Here is a 21,207-nt window from a genome sequence, read left to right on the forward strand (position 1 = left end):
CTTAGCGCCCCTTCCGTGCCAGCCGGGGGTTCAGGGCGTCGTTGAGCCCCTCGCCGATGAGGTTGAGCGACAGCACCGTCAGGAGGATTGCGACGCCGGGAATGAAGCTGAGCCACCATGCGGTGCGGATCACGGTGCGGGCGGCGCCGATCATGTAGCCCCAGCTCATGATGTTGGGGTCGCCGAGGCCGAGGAAGGAGAGCGAGCTTTCCAGCAGGATGGCGGTGGCGACCATGAGCGAGGCCATGACGATGATCGGCGACATAGCGTTGGGCAGCACGTGGCCGAAGAGGATGCGGATGTTCGACAGGCCGGCCAGTCGCGCGGCATCGACGAATTCGCGTTTTCGCAAGGAGAGCACCTCGGCCCGGACAAGGCGGGCGACGGGGGGCCAGCTGACGATGGCGATGGCCAGCGTGATGGTGGGGAGCGTCGGTTCCATGATCGCGACGAGGACGATGGCGAGCGCGAAGTTGGGGATGGTCTGGAAGAACTCGGTAAAGCGCATGGCGCCGTCATCCACCAGCCCGCCGTAGAAACCCGCGAAGGCGCCGAGCGGCACGCCGATCAGAAGCGCGACGAGGGTCGAGACCAGCCCGACGATGAGCGAGACGCGCGCGCCGTGCACCAGCCCCGCCGCCACGTCGCGGCCGAGCGTGTCGGTGCCGAGTATCACGCCATCGGTGGAGAAGGGCGGCAGGAAGGGCCGCTGCACCATTTTCCACGGGCTGTCAGGGTAGATGAGCGGCGCGAAGACCGCGAGCAGGATCACGATGGTCAGGATGATCATCCCGAAGAGCGCGCCGCGATTGCGGGAAAACCGTTTGAGGAAGTCGATCATGGCTGGCTCCTCATATCCGCGGGTCGATCAGCCGATAGACAATATCGGTGATGATGTTGAAGGCGATGACCATGGCCGCCGAGACGAGGAACACGCCGAGAAGGGTGTTGTAGTCGCGGGCGGTGAGGCTTTCGAACATGAGCCGGCCGATGCCGGGCCATGCGAAGACCGTTTCGGTCAGGACCGCGCCGCCGACGAGCTGGCCCGCCTGAAGGCCGGCGAGCGTGACGACTGGCAGCAGCGCGTTGCGCAGGATGTGGCGGCGGCGGATCGTGCCTTCGCCCAGGCCCTTGGCGCGGGCGGTCTTGACGAAATCCATCTGGCTGACTTCTAGCACGGAAGAACGGGTCATGCGCAGGTAGACGGCCATGAAGAAGAGGCCCAGCGTGAGGGCGGGCAGGAACAGGTGCTTGAGCCGGTCGAGCACCATGTCAAGGCCGGTGTAGCCGGCGCCGACGGTCTCATACCCGAAGGCGGGGAACCAGCCCAGCTTGACCGAAAAGAGAACCACGGCCATCAGCGCCACCCAGAAGAGCGGCGTGGCGTAGAAGAGAAGCGCCATCGAGGTAATCGCGGTGTCGCCCATCTTGCCCTGACGCGCGGCGGCGGCGAGGCCGAAGGCGATGCCGAGCAGCAGCGACATGCAGAAGGCGGTGAGGGTCAGCAGCAGGGTCGCGGGCAGGCGGTCGAGGATCAGGTCGAGGACCGGCATCTGCTGGCGGTAGGAATAGCCGAGGTCGAGCTGGAGGACGCCCGAGACGTAGTTCCAGAACTGCACGTAGAGGGGCTGATCGAGGCCGAACTGTTCACGCAGTTGCTGGATGAACTGTTCGTCGGCGGCGCCCGCTTCGCCCGCCATCACCATGGCCGGGTCGCCGGGGGCGGCGTGGATCAGGAAGAAATTGAGGATGACGATCAGCAGGAGCGTGATCGCCGCCTTGGCAAGGCGCCCGAATATGGCGGCGGCAAGTGTCATGAGATCAGGCTACCCGGTTTGAGATGGTGGCCGAAAGCGGCCGGCCCACGAGATATGGGGCCGGCCGCGATCTTGTCGGAGTTATTGCTCGATCCACGCGTCGCGCAGGCCGTCATTGACGCCGATCGCGGTGGTCACGAGGTCCTTGACGTTGCAGCGGTAGATCGTCGGGAACTCGATTTCGAGAAGCCATGCCACGGGCACGTCGTCGACGAGCTGCTTCTGGATCTCGGTGTAGATTTCCTGACGCTCTTCGGCGCTGGCCGCGACGGCGGCCTCGGCGAACATCTCGTCGACTTCCGGGTTCTCGTAGCCGGCGACGTTGTTCCACGGGCTGCCCTTGGCGATGTTCGAGGATAGGTAGCTGCGGGCCACGCCAAGCGCCGGGTCACCGTATTGGTAGAGGTAGGTGAAGGCGATGTCGAAGTCCCATTCGGCCTGTTTCTGGTTCCAGCCGGCCACGTCCGTTGCGACCATCTCGACGCTGATGCCCACCTCTTCGAGGTTCTGCTTCATCGCCTCGGCCCAGCGTTGCCAGGTTTCGCCGTAGGGCAGGGGCAGGATGCGGACGGTTTCGCCGTCATAGCCCATTTCCTCGAGCAGTTCCTTGGCCTTGTCGGGGTTGTGGTCGTACATGATCGTGTCGTCGGTGTAGAAGTTGGTCTTGGACGACACGGGGCTGGTGGCGACGGTGCCGAAGCCGTTCCAGATCACGTCTTTCACGAAGTTGCGGTCCATCGCGTACATGACGGCCTTGCGGAACAGCTTGTCGGAGGTCGGGCCCTCGCGGTTGTTCATCCACGCCATCGCGTGCGGGGCGAAGTATTCCCAGCCGTTGCCGGTCGAGCAGACGCCTTCCATCTCGGTCAGGCGCTTCACGTCCCAGTTCTCGATCGAGCCGCCGGGGAGGACGTCGACCTCGCCGTTTTCGAAGGCCACGGCGCGCGAAGCGGCGTCGGGGATGACGCGGTAGTAGACCTCATCCAGGTAGGGCTTGCCGTCGAGGTAGTAGTCCTCGTTCTTCACGAGGTGGATGTAGCTGCCCTTTTCCCACTCCTCGAACTTGAACGGGCCGGTGCCGATGGGCGTGTTGTTCGCCGGGTTGTTGGCGAAATCGGTGCCTTCGTAGATGTGCTTGGGCACGATCGGCATGGTGCCGACCTCGAAGACGCCCATGAATGGCCCGAACGGGTTCTTCAGCTTGAAGACCACGGTGGTGTCGTCGGGCGCGGTGACCGACTCGACATGTTCGAGGCTGACGCGCAGGCGGGCATGGGTTTCACGCAGGAAGGTATCGACGGAGAAGACCACGTCTTCGGCGGTGAAGGGTTCGCCGTCGTGCCATGTCACGCCGTCGTGCAGCGTGAATGTGTAGGTCAGGCCGTCTTCCGAGGCTTCCCACGACTTGGCCAGCGAGGGCTGCGGGTTGAGATCGGTGTCGTAGCGCAGAAGGCTTTCGTAGATGTCGCCGGCCACAAGCTGCGTGGGGCCGTTCTGTACGAGCCCGAGCATCAGGCTGGGCGGTTCGGGCTGTACGACGATGTCGAGACGTCCCCCCGCGTCCTGCGCGGCGGCTGGCATGGCCAGCCCGAGGCTCAGGATCGACGCTGTGAGTAATTTCTTCATCTGTGGCTCCCTGATTGGTTTTCGCAGGTGCCGGTCCTCCGGCCAATGCAATGCATTTCAGGCTTGCGCCGGCCCCCGCCTTGTTTGTCCTAGCGCGCCATGCCGGTTGGCCCGGTCTGCGGCGCAGGTGTCATGTTGTCGGGCGGCGTGAGATCACCGCCCGATACCTCTTTAATTCACCGGCTGGGTTGCGCCGAGTCAACCCAAATTGTCGACAACCGACAATCGCGCCGTTATTCAGGGGCCATGTCGTCGAAGTCCGAACCCCTGTTTCAGCCCCTTGCGCGCGACGCGCTGTCGCAGCGGATTGCCCGGATGCTGACAGATGCGATCGTGTCGGGAAAGCTCAAGCCGGGGGAGCGGGTGGCGGAATCCGTCATAGCCCGTGAATTCGGCGTCAGCCGCGCGCCGGTGCGCGAGGCCGCGCGGCTGCTGGAAAGCGCGGGGCTGCTGGTGTCGCATGCCAACCGGGGGTTCTTTGTCAGGACGATCGATGCCGAGGATCTCGATTCGCTTTACGAACTGCGTTTGTGCATCGAACGAGAGGCCGCCGGTCGGGTGGTGCGGGAGGGCAAGGTCGAGGCGATCATCGACCGGCTGCGCGACCAGATCGAGGACATGGTCGGCATGTCCGAGGAAAACCAGCTGATCCTGCAGATCGGGGTCGATCTGCAGTTTCACCGGCTGATCGTGGAAAGCAGCGGCAACAAGCGGTTCCTGGCGGTGTTCGACAAGCTGGCCTGGGAAATCCAGGCCTGCACGGCAATGATCGAGACCGTGTTCGACGAGCCGGGCCTTGTGGCACGCAATCATTACCTCATCATCGATGCGCTGCTGTCGGGGGACGAGGCCGAGGCGCGGGCGGCGATGGAGTATCATATCGGTGTGGCGCGCGAGACGGTGGTCGGCCGGTTTCGCACGCTCGAGGCCGAGGAGGCCCAGACGGGCGGGCCGAAGGCGTAGCCCGGCGCGACATGGCCCGGGTGGTTCGGTGCGATACGAGGCGAACCTTGCGGAAAGTCACATTGCCTGACCTGCTTTTCGATACGACACAAAGCAAATCAGTTTGGAAATTATACAACTAAAAGTAGATTGATTTAAGTTTATAGTTCGGAAAAAGTGTAGTCCGGATGCGGTTGCACAAATTTTCGCCCGATGGATTATTGGGCAAAGAGAATGGTTTGTGCGCCAAAGTACCAATCTTCATCAAAAAGTCGCATACAAACCTTGAACCGTCGCAGCTTGCCAACGATAACCATAGGCACAGTGAGTCGGGATAGAAAAAGCTTCGACGGTAAAAGCATCCCGACCCCGTGGCATGGAGCACTGAAGCGTGCCGCGACGATCCGATATGCTTCGCAATCTATGAGAGGTGCGAGGCGAAAACAATGACCATGACGGCGACGCTTCCGTACTCCGCACCGCGGACGGCGGGAGGGTGAACAGTGCCCGCATGCGGGCCGCCGTCATCACACAGCGGAGAGAAAGACATGACCAGCGACCTCGCCGGCAATGCCGAACTTACCATGACCCAGCAAGCCTATAGCAGGGATCCGCTGGAGGACCGTGAGACGGGGCATTACCGCAAGGAATACGTCACGCCCTTCGTGGACAAATGGGATGAGCTGATCGACTGGGACGGCCGTGCCGAGAGCGAAGGCCAGTTCTTCATCGATATCCTCAAGGCCCGTGGCAAGGAGCGTGTGCTCGACGTCGCCTGTGGCACCGGGTTTCACTCGGTCCGGCTGACCGAGGCGGGCTTCGACGTGACCGCGTCGGACGGCAACGCCGCGATGGTTGCCAAGGCGTTCGAGAACGGGCAGGCGCGTGGTCTGATCCTGAAGACCTCGCAGGCCGACTGGCGCTGGCTCAACCGTGACATTCACGGCAAGTACGACGCGATCATCTGTCTCGGCAATTCGTTCACCCACCTGCACGAGGAACAGGACCGCCGCCGCGCGCTGGCAGAGTTCTATGCCGCGCTGAAACATGACGGCGTGCTGATCCTCGATCAGCGGAACTATGACGAGATGCTCGACCACGGCTTTTCGAGCAAGCACAAGTATTACTATTGTGGCGATGACGTCAGCGCCGAGCCCGAGCATATCGACGAAGGCCTGTGCCGGATGCGCTATGACTTTCCCGACGGGGCGTCCTACACGCTGAACCTGTGCCCGATCCGCAAGGATTACATGCGCCGGCTGTTCCGCGAAGCCGGGTTCGAGCGGGTGCGCACCTATGGCGACTTTCAGGATACCTATGCCGAGGATGAGCCCGACTTCTTTATCCATGTCGTCGAGAAGTCGGCCGAACATGTGGCCCGCTGGGGCGGCAATGGTGCCGATGGGCAGGCCGATATCCGGGATGTCGCGGAAACCTACTATGACAGCGATGATGCCGATACCTTCTACTCGACCATCTGGGGCGGCGAGGACCTGCATATCGGGCGTTACTCGACCACCAAGAACATCCGCGAAGCCAGCGACCTGACCATCGAGGGCATGATCGACGCGCTGCCCGACCTGAAATCGGGGTCGCGGGTTCTGGATCTTGGTGCCGGCTATGGCGGGGCGATGCGCACCGTCGTGAAGAAGACCGGCTGCGAGGCCGTCTGCCTGAACATTTCCGAGACGCAGAACGAGTATAACCTCGGCAAGGTCCGCGCCGCGCGGCTGGCCGACAAGATCGGTATCCGGCATGGCGTGTTCGAGGATGTGCCCGAGGCCGACGAGAGTGTCGACGTGGTGTGGAGCCAGGATGCCTTCCTGCATTCCGACCAGCGCGACCAGGTTTTGGCCGAGGCGTTCCGGGTGCTCAAGCCGGGCGGTCACCTGATCTTTACCGACCCGATGCAGGCCGATGACGTGCCGGATGGCGTGCTTCAGCCCGTCTATGACCGGCTGCAACTGAACAGCCTGGGCTCGCCCGCCTTCTATCGCAAGACCGCCGAGGCGCTTGGTTTCGAGACGGTCCAGCAGGAGGATGCGGTTGCCGACCTGCGGGCGCATTACGCCCGGGTCCGCGAGGAGCTTCTGGCGCATTACAACGAGCTGCGCGAGAAAGGCTGCTCGGCCGAGTATCTCGACAAGATGGCCGTGGGCCTCGAGAACTGGGTCAAGGCGGCGGATGACGGCCACCTGGCCTGGGGCATCCAGCAATTCCGCAAACCCGTGCGGCACTGAACCGACCGTGGCGGGGGTGCTTCGGCATCCCCGCCATATTCCTCTGATCCCGACCACCGAGATGGAGATAACCCGCGCATGACAGGTATGTCCGACGATCTGTCGATTTCCTTTGAACTTTTCCCGCCCAAGACCGACGCCGGCATCACCCGCCTGGGTGACACCGTGAGCCAGCTGAGCGCCGCCGACCCGACCTATTTCTCGGTCACCTACGGCGCCGGTGGCACGACCCGTGACACGACGGCACGCGTGGTCGAGATGGTCGCCGGGCAGACCGGCCGGCCCGTGGCGCATCATTTCACCTGTGTCGGCGCCAGCCGGGCCGAGATCGACCGCCAGGCCGAGGGGTTCTGGGAGAACGGCATTCGGAAGATCGTCGCCCTGCGCGGCGACCTGCCAGAGGGCGAGACGGTGCCGGACGATGGCTATCATGACGCCGCCGAACTGGTTGCGGCCCTGCGGAAGGTTGGCGATTTCGACATTTCCGTTGCGGCTTATCCCGAGGTGCATCCCGAAGCGAAGGATGCCGGGGCCGATCTCGACCATCTCAAGCGCAAGATCGACAACGGGGCCGCGCGGGCGATCACGCAGTATGCCTTCGACACCGACACCGTGCTGCGTTTCATCGACCGGGCCCGGGCGGCCGGCATTGACGCGCCAATTGTACCGGGCATTATGCCTGTGGCGAATTTCGGCGGCCTCAAGCGATTTTCAGAGGGCTGCGGCGCAACGATTCCCGATTGGCTCGGCCAGATGTTCGACGGGCTGGACGATGCGCCCGACACCCGCGCGATGGTGGCAACCGGCGTTGCTGCCGAGCAATGCCGCCGACTGATCGAAGAGGGCGTGACGGAGTTCCACTTCTACACGCTCAACCAGCCCAAGGTGACCCTGGCCGTTTGCCGGACATTGGGGCTGACACCAGATATACCGGCGGAAGATGCCGCTTGAAGGATTGAAACACGCATGACCAACACCAATGACATAACCGCCGCCGCCGAGGACAGGATCCTTGTCCTCGACGGGGCGATGGGCACGATGATCCAGCAGGAAAAGCCCGACGAGGCGACGTATCGCGGTGAGCGGTTCAAGGATCATCCCAGCGATGTGGGCGGCAACAACGAGCTTCTGTCGCTGACGCAGCCCGACATGATCCGGAAGATCCACGAGGATTTCCTGAACGCGGGCGCCGATATCCTTTGTACGAACACCTTTGGCGCCAACGCGATCAGCCAGGCCGATTACGGGATGACCGACCTGGTGAAGGAGATGAATGTCGAATCCGTGCGACTGGCGCGCGAGGCCGCCGACGCGGTCGCCACGCCCGAGCGGCCCCGCTTCGTGGCGGGCGGTATCGGGCCGACGAACCAGACCGCCAGCATCAGCCCCGACGTGAACGACCCCGGCTACCGGGGGGTGACCTTCGACGATCTTGCCGAGGCCTATGGCGAGGCGGCGCGGGCGCTGATCGAGGCGGGCGCAGACGTGCTGCTGATCGAGACGATCTTCGACACGCTCAACGCCAAGGCCGCACTCTTTGCCATCGACAGCCTGTCTGACGAGGGGCTGACCATTCCGCCGCTGATGATTTCCGGCACCATCACCGACCGATCGGGGCGCACGCTGACCGGCCAAACGCCCGAGGCGTTCTGGGTGTCGATGAGCCACGCGCGGCCGTTTTCCATCGGCCTCAACTGTGCGCTGGGGGCGGGCGAGATGCGCCAGCACGTGCGCACCCTGTCGGAGGTCGCGGATACGCGCATCAGCGCCTACCCCAATGCCGGCCTGCCCAACGAGATGGGCGGCTATGACGAAACGCCCGAGGAAACCGCCGAGCACCTGGGCGAATGGGCCGATTCCGGCCTCGTCAACATCGTCGGCGGCTGCTGTGGCACCACGCCCGACCATATTCGCGCCATTGCGCAGGCGGTCGAGGGCAAGAGCCCGCGCAAGATACCGCAGAAGGTGCGCAGGATGCGCCTGAGCGGGCTGGAGATGTTCGAAACCCAGGGCGCGGACACCAAGGAGGGCGCGGCATGAGCACAGGCGTTTCCAGCTTCATCAATATCGGCGAGCGGACCAATGTGACGGGCTCTGCCAAGTTCAAGAACCTGATCATGGATGGCGACTACGCCGCCGGGCTCGACGTGGCCCGCCAGCAGGTCGAGAACGGCGCGCAGATCATCGACGTGAACATGGACGAGGGTCTGCTCGACTCGGAAGAGGCGATGAAGACCTTCCTCAACCTCATCGCGTCCGAGCCGGATATCAGCCGCGTGCCGGTGATGATCGACAGCTCGAAATTCGAGGTGATCGAGGCCGGGTTGAAATGCGTGCAGGGCCGGGCCGTGGTCAACTCCATCTCGCTCAAGGAAGGCGAGGAGGCGTTCCTGGAACAGGCCCGCACGGTGCGCCGCTATGGCGCTGCCGTGGTGGTCATGGCCTTCGACGAGAACGGCCAGGCCGAGACCGCGCAGCATAAGTTCGAGATCTGCAAACGCTCCTACGACCTGCTTGTCGAGAACGCCGGGTTCGAGCCGTGGGACATCATTTTCGACCCGAACATCTTTGCCGTGGCGACGGGGATCGAAGAGCATAACGATTATGCCAAGGCGTTCTTCGAAGCGACCCGCCTGATCAAGGAGGCGATGCCGGATGTGCATGTCTCGGGGGGGCTCTCGAACGTGTCGTTCAGCTTCCGTGGCAACAATGCCGTGCGCGAGGCGATGCACTCGGCTTTCCTGTATCACGCCATTCCGCTGGGTCTCGACATGGCGATCGTCAATGCCGGTCAGATCACGGTTTACGACGACATCCCCGAGGAGTTGCGCGAGCGGGTCGAGGACGTGCTTCTCAACCGCCGCGACGACGCGACCGAGCGGCTGCTGGAGATTGCCGACAAGTACAAGGGCTCGGGCGAGGCGTCGAAGAAGGAAGACCCGAAATGGCGCGAGCAGGCCGTCGAGAAGCGGCTCGAGCACGCGCTGGTGCACGGCATCACCGATTACGTGATCGACGACACCGAGGAATGCCGCCAGCGGGCGGAAAAGCCGCTCGACGTGATCGAGGGCCCGCTGATGGACGGCATGAACGTGGTCGGCGACCTGTTCGGCGCGGGCAAGATGTTCCTGCCGCAGGTGGTGAAGTCGGCCCGGGTGATGAAGGCCGCCGTGGCCCACTTGTTGCCGTTCATGGAAGAGGAAAAGCGCCTGTCGGGCGATACCTCGGCCAAGGGCAAGGTGGTGATGGCGACCGTGAAGGGCGATGTTCACGATATCGGCAAGAATATCGTCGGCGTCGTGTTGCAGTGCAACAATTACGACGTGGTCGACCTTGGCGTGATGGTGCCGACCGAGGATATCCTTGCCGCCGCGAAGAAGGAGAAGGCCGATATCATCGGGCTGTCCGGGCTGATCACGCCGTCACTTGACCGGATGGTCGACGTGGCCGCCGAGATGAAGCGTCAGGGGCTCGACCTGCCGCTGCTGATCGGCGGGGCGACCACATCGAAGAAGCACACGGCGTTGAAGATCGCGCCGGAGTATGAACATGGCGTGATCCATGTCGATGACGCCTCGAAGGCCGTTGGTGTGGTGTCGCGGCTTCTGTCGAAGACGGCGCGGCCGGAGTACCTGGCGGGGATTTCCGAAGAGCAGGAGACCCTGCGCGAGGGCATGAGCGGGCAGGGCGACCGGCCCACTGCCCCGCTGGCCGAGGCGCGGCAGGCGAAGTTCGATGGCGGGTGGGAGGATTACACCCCGCCCGCGCCACAGACGCCGGGGCTGACGGTGATCGACGACATGGGCATCGCCAAGCTGCGCGAGTTCATCGACTGGACGCCGTTCTTCAACACGTGGGAGATGAAGGGCAAGTTCCCGAAGATCTTCGAGGATCCGGACAAGGGGCCCGCGGCGCGCGAGCTTTACGACAACGCGCAGAAGATGCTGGATCGGATCGAGAAGGAAGACTGGTTCAGCCCGCGTGGGGTTGTCGGGCTCTGGCCGGCCAATGCGCAGGGCGACGATATCGTGGTCTGGTCTGATGAAAGCCGCAAGACCGTGGCGTCGCGCATGCCGCAACTGCGCCAGCAGCGCAGCAAGTCGAACGGCAAGCCGCAGATGTGCCTTGCCGATTTCGTGGCGCCCGAGGGCACCGAGGACTGGGTGGGCGGGTTCACCGTCACTGCCGGGCCGGAGGTGCACGAGATCGCCGAGCGGCTGAAGAAAGAGGGCAACGATTACGACGCCATCATGGTGCAGGCGCTGGGCGACCGGATCGCCGAGGCCTTTGCCGAGGCGCTGCATGCCCGCGTGCGCCGCAGCCTCTGGGGCTATGCCTCTGACGAGGCGCTCGACAACGAGGCGCTGATCCGGGAGCAGTATCGCGGCATCCGGCCGGCGCCGGGCTATCCGGCCTGCCCGGACCACACCGAGAAGCGCACGCTGTTCGACCTGCTCGACGCGCCGGAGCATACCGGCGTCACGCTGACCGAAAGCTGCGCGATGTGGCCGGCCTCGGCCGTGTCGGGGCTGTATTTCGCGCACCCCGAGGCTGCCTATTTCGGGATCGGCCGGATCGGCCCCGACCAGGTGGCGGATTATGCCGAGCGCAAGGGCATGAAGATTGCCGAGGTGGAGGCGTGGCTGCAACCCAGCCTGTCCTACACGCCCGACAAGTCGTCGGCGGATCGCAAGATCGCCTGACCCCCTGCAAAAATTCAGTTTTTGCCAAAAGCGACCCAACCCCACGAAAGTGGAGAAAGGACCAATTATGAGCGACAAGTCATGGCTATTCACCAGCGAGTCGGTGTCCGAGGGGCACCCCGACAAGGTCTGTGACCGGATCTCGGACGCGGTGCTGGATGCCTATCTCGCCGCTGACCCGCAATCGCGCGTTGCCTGCGAAACGCTGGCCACGACCGACCACGTGACCATCGCCGGCGAGGTGCGCGGCCCGGAGAACGTGCTCAAGGATGTCGAACAGATCGCCCGCGATGCGATCAAGGACATCGGCTACGAGCAGCACGGCTTTTCGTGGAAGGACGCCGAGATCGTCTGCCGCCTGCACGCCCAATCGGCCGATATCGCCATGGGCGTCGACGAAGGCGACAAGGGCGAGGAAGGTGCCGGCGACCAGGGCATCATGTTCGGTTACGCCTGCAACGAGACCGAAGAGCTGATGCCGGCACCGATCCAGTTCGCGCACAAGATCCTGCGCACGATGGCCGAGGACCGGAAATCCGGCAAGCAGCCGAATTTCGGGCCTGATGCCAAGAGCCAGGTGACGCTCAAGTACCAGAACGGCAAGCCCGTTGGTATCGACACCGTGGTGGTTTCCACCCAGCATGCGGAAGGCCTGAGCCAGGACGACGTGCGCAAGCTGGTGGAGCCTTACATCACCGACTGTTTCAAGGCCGAGGGCTGGAACCTGCCCTCGCAGGACAAGATCATCGTCAACCCGACGGGCAACTTCGTGATCGGCGGCCCGGATGGCGACGCGGGCCTGACCGGCCGCAAGATCATCGTCGACACCTATGGCGGGGCCGCACCGCATGGTGGCGGGGCGTTCTCGGGCAAGGACCCGACGAAGGTCGACCGTTCGGCGGCCTATATCTCGCGCTACATGGCGAAGAACGTCGTGGCCGCCGGGCTGGCCGAGAAATGCCAGATTCAGCTGGCCTATGCGATCGGCGTGCCGGAGCCGGTGGCGCTTTACGTCGATACGCTGGGCACTGGCCGAGTCGATGAGACCCGCCTCGCCGCGACACTGCGAGAGATGGTGCGCCTGACGCCGCGCGGCATTCGCGATCACCTCGATCTGCTCAAGCCGATTTACGCCCGCACCGCGGCCTATGGCCATTTCGGGCGCGTGCCGGCCGAGGATGGCGGGTTCAGCTGGGAACGCACAGACCTTGCCAACGAGCTGGCCCGCACCTTCGGCGCCTCTGCCGCGGCCGAGTGAGACGGAACAGGACAGAAAAGAAAGGATACGGGACATGAACAAGCCGGAAAGCTTTACACCCGAAGACAGCGCGATCCGCGACATCAACCTCGCCGGCTTTGGCCGGCGGGAGCTGGACATCGCCGAGACGGAAATGCCGGGGCTGATGGCCCTGCGCGAGGAGTACGGGACTGACAAGCCGCTCAAGGGGGCACGCATCGCGGGCTCGCTGCACATGACGATCCAGACCGCCTGCCTGATCGAGACGCTGGTGGCGCTCGGGGCTGACGTACGCTGGGCGAGCTGCAACATTTTTTCCACGCAGGACCACGCAGCCGCCGTGATCGCGGAAGGCGGGACGCCCGTCTTTGCTGTCAAAGGCGAGACGCTCGAGGAGTATTGGGAGTATTGCGACCAGATCTTCCAGTTCGAGGAAGGCGGCGCCAACTTGATCTTGGATGATGGCGGCGATGCGACGCTGTACATCCTGATGGGGGCGCGTGTCGAAGAGGGCGAGACCGACCTGATCGAGAACCCGCAGAGCGAGGAAGAGGAATTCCTGTTCGCGCAGATCAAGAAGCGGATGAAGGAAAGCCCCGGCTGGTTCGTCAAGCAGCGGCACATGATCAAGGGTGTCTCCGAGGAGACCACCACCGGCGTGCACCGTCTCTACAAGATGATGGAGAAGGGCCACCTGCCGTTCCCGGCGATCAACGTGAACGACTCTGTCACCAAGTCGAAATTCGACAACAAGTATGGCTGCAAGGAAAGCCTTGTCGACGGCATCCGCCGCGCGACCGACACGATGATGGCCGGCAAGGTCGCGGTCGTGTGCGGGTATGGCGACGTGGGCAAGGGCTCGGCCGCCTCGCTGTCGGGCGCCGGTGCGCGTGTGAAGGTGACGGAAGTCGACCCGATCTGTGCCCTGCAGGCGGCGATGGACGGCTACGAGGTTGTCACGCTGGAAGACGTGGTGAACTCGGCCGATATTTTCATCACCACGACCGGCAACAAGGACGTGATCCGCATCGAGCATATGCGCGAGATGAAGGACATGGCGATCGTCGGCAATATCGGCCACTTCGACAACGAGATCCAGGTGGCGAGCCTGAAGAACCACAAATGGACCAACATCAAGGACCAGGTGGACATGATCGAGATGCCTTCGGGCGCGCGGATCATCCTTCTGTCGGAAGGCCGCCTGCTGAACCTCGGCAACGCCACCGGTCACCCGAGCTTCGTGATGTCGGCCTCCTTCACCAACCAGGTTCTGGCGCAGATCGAGCTTTGGACGAAGGGCGACCAGTATGACAACAACGTCTACATCCTGCCCAAGCATCTCGACGAAAAGGTCGCGCGCCTGCATCTCGAGCGGATCGGCGTCAAGCTGAGCGAGCTTCGGGAGGATCAGGCCGATTACATCGGCGTGCCCAAGGACGGTCCCTACAAGCCGGAACATTACAGGTATTGAGGGATGGCTGACATGAGCAAGGAGACGCCCCATATCGTGGGGCTCGGCAATGCGATTGTCGACGTGGTCGCGGCGGTGGACACCGCCGTGATCGACCGCCACGACCTGAGCCCGGGCGGCATGCATCTTGTCGATGCCAGTGCCGCGCAGGCGCTTTTCGAAGAGGTCGGCCCTGGGGTGCGCCAATCGGGAGGGTCGGTTGCCAATTCCATCGCCCACTTGGCGGAAACCGGGGTGAAAGGCACCTATCTCGGCAAGGTCGCCAATGACGACCTGGGCCAGACCTTCCGGCAGGAAATGGAAGGTCTCGGCATCGCCGCACCGGTGACCGAGGCGGCGGATGGCGATACCGGCACCGGCCGCTGCGTCGTGCTGGTGACGCCCGATGGCGAGCGTACCATGAGCACCTATCTCGGTGCGGCGACGACGATGGCGCCGTCCGACCTGGCCGAGGCCATGCCCGATGGGGTCGATATCCTGTTTATCGAAGGCTACCTGTGGGATGCGCCGCAAGGGGCGGCCGTGATCGAGGATGCGGCCCAGAGGGCCAAGGCGGCCGGGGCGCGTATTGCGCTTACCCCGTCGGATGCCGGATGCGTCGAACGCAATCAGAACGTCATGTGGAATTTCATCACCCGGCATGTCGATATCCTTGTGGGGAACCTGTCGGAAATCGGCCAGCTGGCCGGAACCGATGACCCGGAAAGCGCAATCGGCTGGGCCATGGGCATTGTGCCGGTGGTTGCGGTCACCCTGCACGACTCGGGGTCGCTGGTGGCGGATGGAACCGGCGTTCACCGCATTCCCGCGGCACCGGTGGCAAAGGTCGTGGATACGACCGGCGCGGGCGATGCGTATGCCAGCGGGTTTCTCGGCGCTTTGGCGCGTGGCGAGGCGGTCGACGAGGCCGGGCGGCGCGGCGCCGAAATGGCGGCGACGGTACTGACCCATTACGGCGCCCGTAACGGTGCGGCGGCGCAGGCGATTTCACTGCCGGCTGCGTAAGGATTGTCAGGCCCTGCGGTACCGCGGGGCCTGACCTGTTACACGCTTTCTCTGAAAACCTGCGTGGCCATGCGGTGGCCGGACGCACCTTCCCCGCAAGTGCCGGGTCGTGCCCGCGTCCGAGACGGCTGCAACACGTCCGTCACCCCGTTTTGCGGGGTGCCCGGGCGGTGTTATGCGCCGCGCCGCTGCTGAGCTCTGCCGCTATGGCACGCAGGCGCGCGTCCGGTCCGGTTCCGCGCCGCGGCTCTTCGGAGGCGGGGTGGGATTCCAGCTTCTCGCTCATCACCTTGTAGCTTCGGTCGAACAGCGCGCGTCCCTTTGTCCAGTCGAGGAAACCCATCTTGGGCAGCGGCGGCATGGTGAGGATGACGTCATCGCGCGGCTCGACATGGGCCATCAGGCGTTCGGAATTGACGACCATCGTACGCGAGAGCACCGAGAATATTCCGGGGAAGCGCACGCGTTTTCCGCCGGGCAGAAGCATCCGCCGCAGCGCGCCGCCGCGTCCGGGGAGAGTTTCGTAAGGGGTCCGCACCCGCCAGTCGGGCGCGCGGGTTATGTTCATCACGAGGTTCGGCCCCGGCTTCAGATCGCGCATCGGCCCGAGCGGGGCGTTGTCGATCAACCCGCCGTCGATCATCACCTCGCCATCCGGCATCACCATCGGCGGGAACAGGGCCGGAATGGCGGTCGACGCCCGGATCGCCCGCCAGAGCGGCCCTTCGCGCAGAACCGTGATGTCGTTGCGGGTCAGGCTGGTTGCCACGGCGAAGAAGGGCAGGGGCAGGTCTTCGGCGTTGAGCGAGCGGGTCACCCGCCGGAGTTCCCGGTCGAAATGCTGGTGATCGATCACCGACCAGACCGGAGCCGTGTACCGTTTCATCGCGCCGCTTTTCAGAAAGAGCTCGTCGACGATATCCATGACTTCAGCGGGGGCGAGCCCCATGGCATAGCCGCCCGCCATGGCCGAGCCCATGCTGGAGCCGCCCACCATGTCGAACGCGTAGCCATGCTCGTTGAGCGCCTTGAGCATGCCGAGATGCGCGGTGCCGAAGGCGGCGCCGCCGCAGAAGACCAGCCCGGTCGCCGTGCCGGTCAGGAACCGCGCCAGCCGCTCGAAATCCGCGGTCGCGTCAAGCGCCACGTGGTGATGCTGGCCGATTGGCCGTTCGGCCAGCCAGGCGGCCGTTCCCAAGATCGGCGTCGACGCCTGGTCTCGCAGCAGGACAAGATGGATGTTCTGGCGGATCAGGCCACGCAACAGGCGGGTCTGAAGTGGCGCCGGCGGTTGTGGCTCGGCCGAGAGAGGCGCGACGAGAGCGATCGAATCAGCGCTCTGGCTGGCGATCTCGGCCCAGTCCGGCTGCGCCTCGGTGTCGGGGATGAGCAGGACCACGGTGCTTGCCGTGGCCTCGGCTTCGGAGATGCGCGACCGCATCTGGCTGGCGTCCTCGTTCGCCTCGGGGCTGAGAACGCGGACCGGTCCCCCCGAAAGGGCCGCGGTGCGGATGAGTTTGGCTACGAAGTCTTCGGGCAGGCGGGCGCCTGTCACGGGCAGCACGGCAAGGATGCGGGGGGCACGAAGCTCGACATGCGGGCGTGCGGGGTTGCCTGCGACGACCCGTGCCGCCAATGCCCGGATGATCGCTTCTCCCAACGCCGGCTTGTCTGCTGCAACCGCGTCATAATCCGACCGGGTCAGCGCAAGCACCGTTGACGCGCGGGCGGCGGTGACGGTTGCGGTGCGGGCGCCCCCGGCGAAAAAGGCGATCTCGCCGACGGGCTCACCCGCGTCGAGTTCCGCGATCGGGGTGTCGCCCAGCGTGACGGTGAACCGCCCCTGCAGCACGAAAAAGAGCGTGTCCGCCGCCTCGCCCTCGGCCACGAGGACATCGCCGCGGGTAACCTCCTGCGTGGTGCCGACGCTGGCCAGCCGGTCGAGGACGTCGTCCTGCAATCCGGCCAGGAATGGAACGGAAGACAGCCGCTTGCGCAGCGCGTCGGGGGTGTAATGGGGCTTATTCATGCAACTCGCCATCCTCACGGTATTTGAAAAAACTGTTTGCGCCCGCCGAAGCGGGCGCAGAATCTGTATCTGTCTCGAATGTCCCCGATCATGGCCGTCAAATCAACACGGCCTGATCGGGTGGGCGTTCCATTACATCAGTATGCCGGGCAGCCAGAGCGAAATGGCCGGTATGCCCGCGATCAGCGCCAGCACCACCACTTCGGCGATGAGGAACAGCGAGATACCTGCGAAGATCGATTCAAGCCGCACCGAATTGCCCAGGATCGACTTGATGACGAAGACGTTGAGCCCGATTGGTGGCGTCACCAGCCCGATCTCGAGCAGCTTGATGACAAGCACCCCGAACCAGATCAGCGACAGGTCGTAGCCGCCGACGATCGGGATGGTCAGCGGCAGGGTCAGAAGGATGATGCCGATCGGGTCGAGGAACATGCCGAGGATCAGGTAGAACAGAACGATCAGCAGCAGCACCGTGATCATCGAGACGTCCGATGCGGAGATCCAGTCGCCAATGGCGCCCGAGAGGCCGGTGAGCGCGATGAAGCTCACATAGATTTTCCCGGCCACGGCGATGGCGAAGATCATCGACGACTGGAAGACACTCTCCCGCAGGGCGGCGACGATGCGTTTGAAATCGAGCCGTCCCAGGACAAGCCCCAGCACCATGGCCGAGATGGCGCCGACACCTGCGGCCTCGGACGGGGTGAAGAAGCCGGCGTAGATGCCGCCGATCACCACGACGAACAGGGCCACGATCGACCAGCAGTTCGCAAGGCTCTGCCAACGGTCGCGGGCGGTGATGGTTTCCTCGGGGCGGGGCGCCGCGGAGGGTTTGATCTTCGCCCAGAGGAAGATCACCAGCATGTAGGCCAGGAGCGACAGGATGCCGGGCACGATGGCGGCCATGAACAGCCGCGCGATGGATTGCTCGGCGAAGACGCCATAGAGGATGAACAGGATCGACGGTGGAATGAGCGAGCCCAGCGTGCCCCCGATCGCGACCGAGCCGGTGGCGAGGGGCTTGGAGTAGCCGAATTTCAGCATCTCGGGAATCGCGATCCGCCCCATCGCCGCCGCGCAGGCAACCGAGGAGCCGGTGATGGCCGAAAAGCCGCCACAGCCGACGACCGAGGCCATCGCCACGCCGCCCGGCAGTTTTGCCAGCCAGAGCCGTGCCGCGCGGTAGACATCGGTGGTGAAACCCGCCTCGTAGGCGAGGTGGCCCATCAGCACGAAGAGCGGCACCGTGGCGAGGCTGTAGCTTTTGAGAAAGTCATAGGGCCCGTTGGCGATCAGCGACAGGGTCGGCCGCCATGCGTATTGCGGCATGAACTCGGCCCCGGGGCGCCATGAGAAGATGATGAACACGCCAACCGAGGCGGAAATGCCAAGCGCTGCGGCGATGGGCACGCGGATGGCCAGAAGAAGGATGGTGATGCCGAGCGCAACCAGCCCGACCATAAGGGGATCCATGGGGTCAGACCTCTTCGTTCGGGTGGGAAGGGGGAATGTCGTCCTCGCCGGTCAGCATGGTGCGAACCCCGTCGACCATGCTCAGGATGAGGCGGGCGACGAACAGCAGGATTGCGGCGCCGAACACGGCCTTCATCGGCCAGGTCGGGATCTGGAGCACCCCGTCGTAATAGGCGTCCTTGGTGATCTCGCCGGGCATCCGCCCCACGACCATGACACCGATGCCGCCGAAGAAGACGGCCATTGCCACCGCACCCAGAACCCGCAGCGCACCCAGGACGCGAGGGCCCAGCCAGTCGGTCGTCACGGTCACGGTGATATGCCCGCGCATCCGTTCGACATAAGCCAGCGGCAGGACGATCACGGCCACGTTCAGCAGGCCGACCATCAGAAGGTCATCCGGAATGGGCCGGAGAAAGAGATGCTTGCCGAGGATGGAGGTGACGATGATCAGGCCCATCGTCAACAAAACGATCCCGGCAAGGATCATGGCGAGGTTCTCGAGTAGGGTCTGCGCCTTGCGGACACCCGAGCCTAGGGAAGTCATGGATGCGACACCTTGAGTTGGGCAGTTGGGTTAGAGTTGGAAAAACGCCGGGCACCCGCATGATCGCGTGCCCGGCGCTATGTGCCGTTAGCGAGTGCGGATCACTCCCAGGGATAGCCGTTGTCTTCGACTTCCTGACGGTACTTCTCGGTAAGCGCAAGCCACTCCTGCGAGATGGTCTCGCCGTCGAGGCCCTTGTTGTTCGCCTTCTCGACCCAGTTGACGTTGTCCTTCAGGGCTTCTTCGATCAGCGCCTGGCGCATCTCTTCGGGCGCGTCGATCATTTCGACCTTCTTGCCGTCGATACCTTCGGCCAGCTTGGCCTTGGTGTTGATGCGCGAGTTGGCCATGATTTCGGCCATGTTAAGCGTGAAGTCACGGCCCAGTTCCTCGACGATTTCCTGATGCTCGGGCGACAGGCTTTCGAAGGTCTGCTTGTTCATGATGATCCCGAAGCCCAGGGTCTGGCCGAGCGCGGTTTCGGTCATGTAGTCGGCGACTTCGTACTGCTTGTAGCCGTTGACCACGTAATAATAGGTGGTCGAGCCGTCGACGGACCCGTTCGACAGGGCCTCGTACACCTTCGGCTGCGACATCGACACCGTCGCGGCGCCATAGGCTTCCAGCGCGGGCACGTGCGCGCCCGTGGTCCGGATTGTCAGGCCCTCGAGATCGTCGAGGCTGCGCACCGGCGTGTCGCGGGTCAGAAGCTGGGTCGGCCCGGTGGTGTAGTTGCCGAAATACTTGACGTTGAAGTCTTCCGCCTCTTTCAGGGCGTCGGGATGCGTGGTCATCAGCTCGTAGGCCGCCATCATCCCGGCGTATTCGTCGGCGATCTCGCCGGTGTCGACGACTTCGTAGACGACCAGCTCGCCCGGGGCATAGACCGGCACGATCGAGCCCATGTCGGCCACACCGTCGGAAATCGCCTGCGCCGCGCCGGCCGCGCCGACAAGGGCGCCGCCCCAGATGATGTCGAGGCCAAGCTCGCCATCCGTGCGCTTGCGCAGTTCTTCGTCGAGCCAGACAATGCCGCCTGCGCGGGCGCCGGCGTTCGGGCCGAACTCTGCGAAGCGCAGCTCGCGGGTCTGGGCCTCGGCGGCCGTCGACAGGGCCGCGGTCACCAGACCTGCCGTTACGATTGCGGGGACGACGAGCCCCCTGAACATATGTTTCATAGATATTCCTCCCTATTCAGGCCGATGCCGGCCAGTCGTGCCGAATATCGCACGAGACGATTGCGTTATGTCAACAGTCAATTTATATTTCATCAGGTGAAAGGGGGATATTATGGCAGATGACGCGGTAAAGTTGCGAGGCCAGCAGGGGGCGACCCTTCCGCGGGTGCGCTCGATCTCCCGTGCGGTTGCGATTCTCCGGGCGTTCTCGCAGGCGCACCCCCATAGGGCGTTGAATGAAATCGTGCGCGAAACAGGGCTTGATGCCGGCACGACCCGGCGCATTCTCGTGACCCTGAGGGATGAAGGGCTGGTGTTCCAGGATCCCTCGACCGGCCTTTACAGCGCGTCCGCCGGCTTGCTGGAACTCGCCCGGGCCGTTCCCGAATCACTTACGCTGATCAACCTCGTCGACGATCGCCTTCACCAGCTTGCGAAGGACACGCAGACGACCATCTACCTTTCCACTGTCGATCGTGACGTTGCGCTTTGCCAAGCTTGCCACAATGGCGGACAGGCCATCGAGGTGCGCTGGTGGGCGGTTGGCGAGATTCGCACTTTCGACCGAGGCACCGGGCCCCGGGTGCTGCTTGCCCACCTGCCCGAAGCGGAGCGGGAGCGCATTCTTTCGGGGCCTCTGAAGCTTGACCCGGGTGAGGAAAAAGCCCTGCGCGCGGAGATCGCGCGGGCGCGTGAAAAGGGCTTCATCGTCAAGCATGACGAAATCGTCGAGGGGATATCCGCGATGGCTGTGCCGTTGCTGGATGATCATGGTCGGTTGCTCGGGGCGATCTCTTCCGGCGGGCTGACGCCGAACTACGTGGGGGCCGCTCAGGTGGACCATCTCGAGAAAATGCAGACGGCCGTCGCGGATATGCGCAACGCCGTCCGTGGTCTGGCGATCTGACGTTTCACCTGATGAAATTAGCGTTGTTG

Annotated in this window: 14 protein-coding genes and 1 pseudogene; 8 read left to right on the forward strand and 7 right to left on the reverse strand. The window is 63.9% G+C overall.

Features of this window, described 5'->3' with window-relative positions:
- Position 1: 1 nt before the first annotated feature.
- The 3 genes from RIdsm_RS03915 to RIdsm_RS03925 all read right to left on the reverse strand — a co-directional run bounded on the left by RIdsm_RS03915 (position 2) and on the right by RIdsm_RS03925 (position 3,443).
- The gene (locus RIdsm_RS03915) at positions 2 to 841 is read right to left on the reverse strand and encodes an ABC transporter permease (protein WP_177228436.1); all 840 of its coding nucleotides are present in this window, start codon (positions 839 to 841) and stop codon (positions 2 to 4) included.
- Positions 842 to 851: 10 nt separating this feature from the next.
- Complete coding sequence (locus RIdsm_RS03920; protein ID WP_057818972.1) at positions 852 to 1,817, reverse strand: ABC transporter permease; 966 nt, start codon at positions 1,815 to 1,817, stop codon at positions 852 to 854.
- Positions 1,818 to 1,898: 81 nt separating this feature from the next.
- Positions 1,899 to 3,443 (reverse strand): ABC transporter substrate-binding protein, encoded by a 1,545-nt coding sequence (locus RIdsm_RS03925; RefSeq protein WP_057818974.1) that lies wholly within the window; start codon positions 3,441 to 3,443, stop codon positions 1,899 to 1,901.
- A gap of 246 nt (positions 3,444 to 3,689) precedes the next feature.
- On the opposite strand from RIdsm_RS03925, the gene RIdsm_RS03930 reads away from it, so the two are divergent.
- The 7 genes and pseudogenes from RIdsm_RS03930 to RIdsm_RS03965 all read left to right on the forward strand — a co-directional run bounded on the left by RIdsm_RS03930 (position 3,690) and on the right by RIdsm_RS03965 (position 15,041).
- A complete protein-coding gene (locus RIdsm_RS03930; RefSeq protein WP_057818976.1) occupies positions 3,690 to 4,406 on the forward strand; it encodes a GntR family transcriptional regulator in 717 nt (238 codons plus the stop codon).
- Between the two features lie 527 nt (positions 4,407 to 4,933).
- Positions 4,934 to 6,625 (forward strand): glycine/sarcosine N-methyltransferase, encoded by a 1,692-nt coding sequence (locus RIdsm_RS03935; RefSeq protein ID WP_057818978.1) that lies wholly within the window; start codon positions 4,934 to 4,936, stop codon positions 6,623 to 6,625.
- A 78-nt stretch (positions 6,626 to 6,703) separates the two neighbouring features.
- Positions 6,704 to 7,576 carry a methylenetetrahydrofolate reductase [NAD(P)H] gene (metF, locus tag RIdsm_RS03940; protein WP_057818980.1) on the forward strand — a complete coding sequence of 291 codons (873 nt, stop codon included), beginning with the start codon at positions 6,704 to 6,706 and terminating at the stop codon, positions 7,574 to 7,576.
- A gap of 15 nt (positions 7,577 to 7,591) precedes the next feature.
- A pseudogene (metH, locus tag RIdsm_RS03950) lies at positions 7,592 to 11,328 on the forward strand (methionine synthase).
- A gap of 67 nt (positions 11,329 to 11,395) precedes the next feature.
- Positions 11,396 to 12,586 carry a methionine adenosyltransferase gene (gene metK, locus RIdsm_RS03955; protein WP_057818985.1) on the forward strand — a complete coding sequence of 397 codons (1,191 nt, stop codon included), beginning with the start codon at positions 11,396 to 11,398 and terminating at the stop codon, positions 12,584 to 12,586.
- 34 nt (positions 12,587 to 12,620) lie between these two features.
- A complete protein-coding gene (gene ahcY, locus RIdsm_RS03960) occupies positions 12,621 to 14,036 on the forward strand; it encodes an adenosylhomocysteinase (RefSeq protein ID WP_151175214.1) in 1,416 nt (471 codons plus the stop codon).
- A 12-nt stretch (positions 14,037 to 14,048) separates the two neighbouring features.
- Positions 14,049 to 15,041 carry an adenosine kinase gene (locus RIdsm_RS03965; RefSeq protein WP_057820677.1) on the forward strand — a complete coding sequence of 331 codons (993 nt, stop codon included), beginning with the start codon at positions 14,049 to 14,051 and terminating at the stop codon, positions 15,039 to 15,041.
- A 142-nt stretch (positions 15,042 to 15,183) separates the two neighbouring features.
- On the opposite strand, the gene RIdsm_RS03970 is transcribed toward RIdsm_RS03965, so the two are convergent.
- The 4 genes from RIdsm_RS03970 to dctP all read right to left on the reverse strand — a co-directional run bounded on the left by RIdsm_RS03970 (position 15,184) and on the right by dctP (position 20,271).
- On the reverse strand, positions 15,184 to 17,070 hold the full coding sequence (locus tag RIdsm_RS03970) for a patatin-like phospholipase family protein (protein WP_057820675.1): 1,887 nt from the start codon (positions 17,068 to 17,070) through the stop codon (positions 15,184 to 15,186).
- A gap of 132 nt (positions 17,071 to 17,202) precedes the next feature.
- A complete protein-coding gene (locus tag RIdsm_RS03975; RefSeq protein WP_057820673.1) occupies positions 17,203 to 18,546 on the reverse strand; it encodes a TRAP transporter large permease in 1,344 nt (447 codons plus the stop codon).
- Positions 18,547 to 18,550: 4 nt separating this feature from the next.
- Positions 18,551 to 19,093 carry a TRAP transporter small permease gene (locus RIdsm_RS03980; RefSeq protein ID WP_082647531.1) on the reverse strand — a complete coding sequence of 181 codons (543 nt, stop codon included), beginning with the start codon at positions 19,091 to 19,093 and terminating at the stop codon, positions 18,551 to 18,553.
- A 101-nt stretch (positions 19,094 to 19,194) separates the two neighbouring features.
- The gene (gene dctP, locus RIdsm_RS03985) at positions 19,195 to 20,271 is read right to left on the reverse strand and encodes a TRAP transporter substrate-binding protein DctP (RefSeq protein WP_057820669.1); all 1,077 of its coding nucleotides are present in this window, start codon (positions 20,269 to 20,271) and stop codon (positions 19,195 to 19,197) included.
- 112 nt (positions 20,272 to 20,383) lie between these two features.
- Between dctP and RIdsm_RS03990 the strand changes: the two genes are divergently transcribed.
- Positions 20,384 to 21,178, forward strand: coding sequence for an IclR family transcriptional regulator (locus RIdsm_RS03990; RefSeq protein WP_057820667.1), 795 nt, complete (start codon positions 20,384 to 20,386; stop codon positions 21,176 to 21,178).
- Positions 21,179 to 21,207: the final 29 nt, after the last annotated feature.

This window comes from Roseovarius indicus (assembly GCF_008728195.1).
Classification (GTDB): domain Bacteria; phylum Pseudomonadota; class Alphaproteobacteria; order Rhodobacterales; family Rhodobacteraceae; genus Roseovarius; species Roseovarius indicus.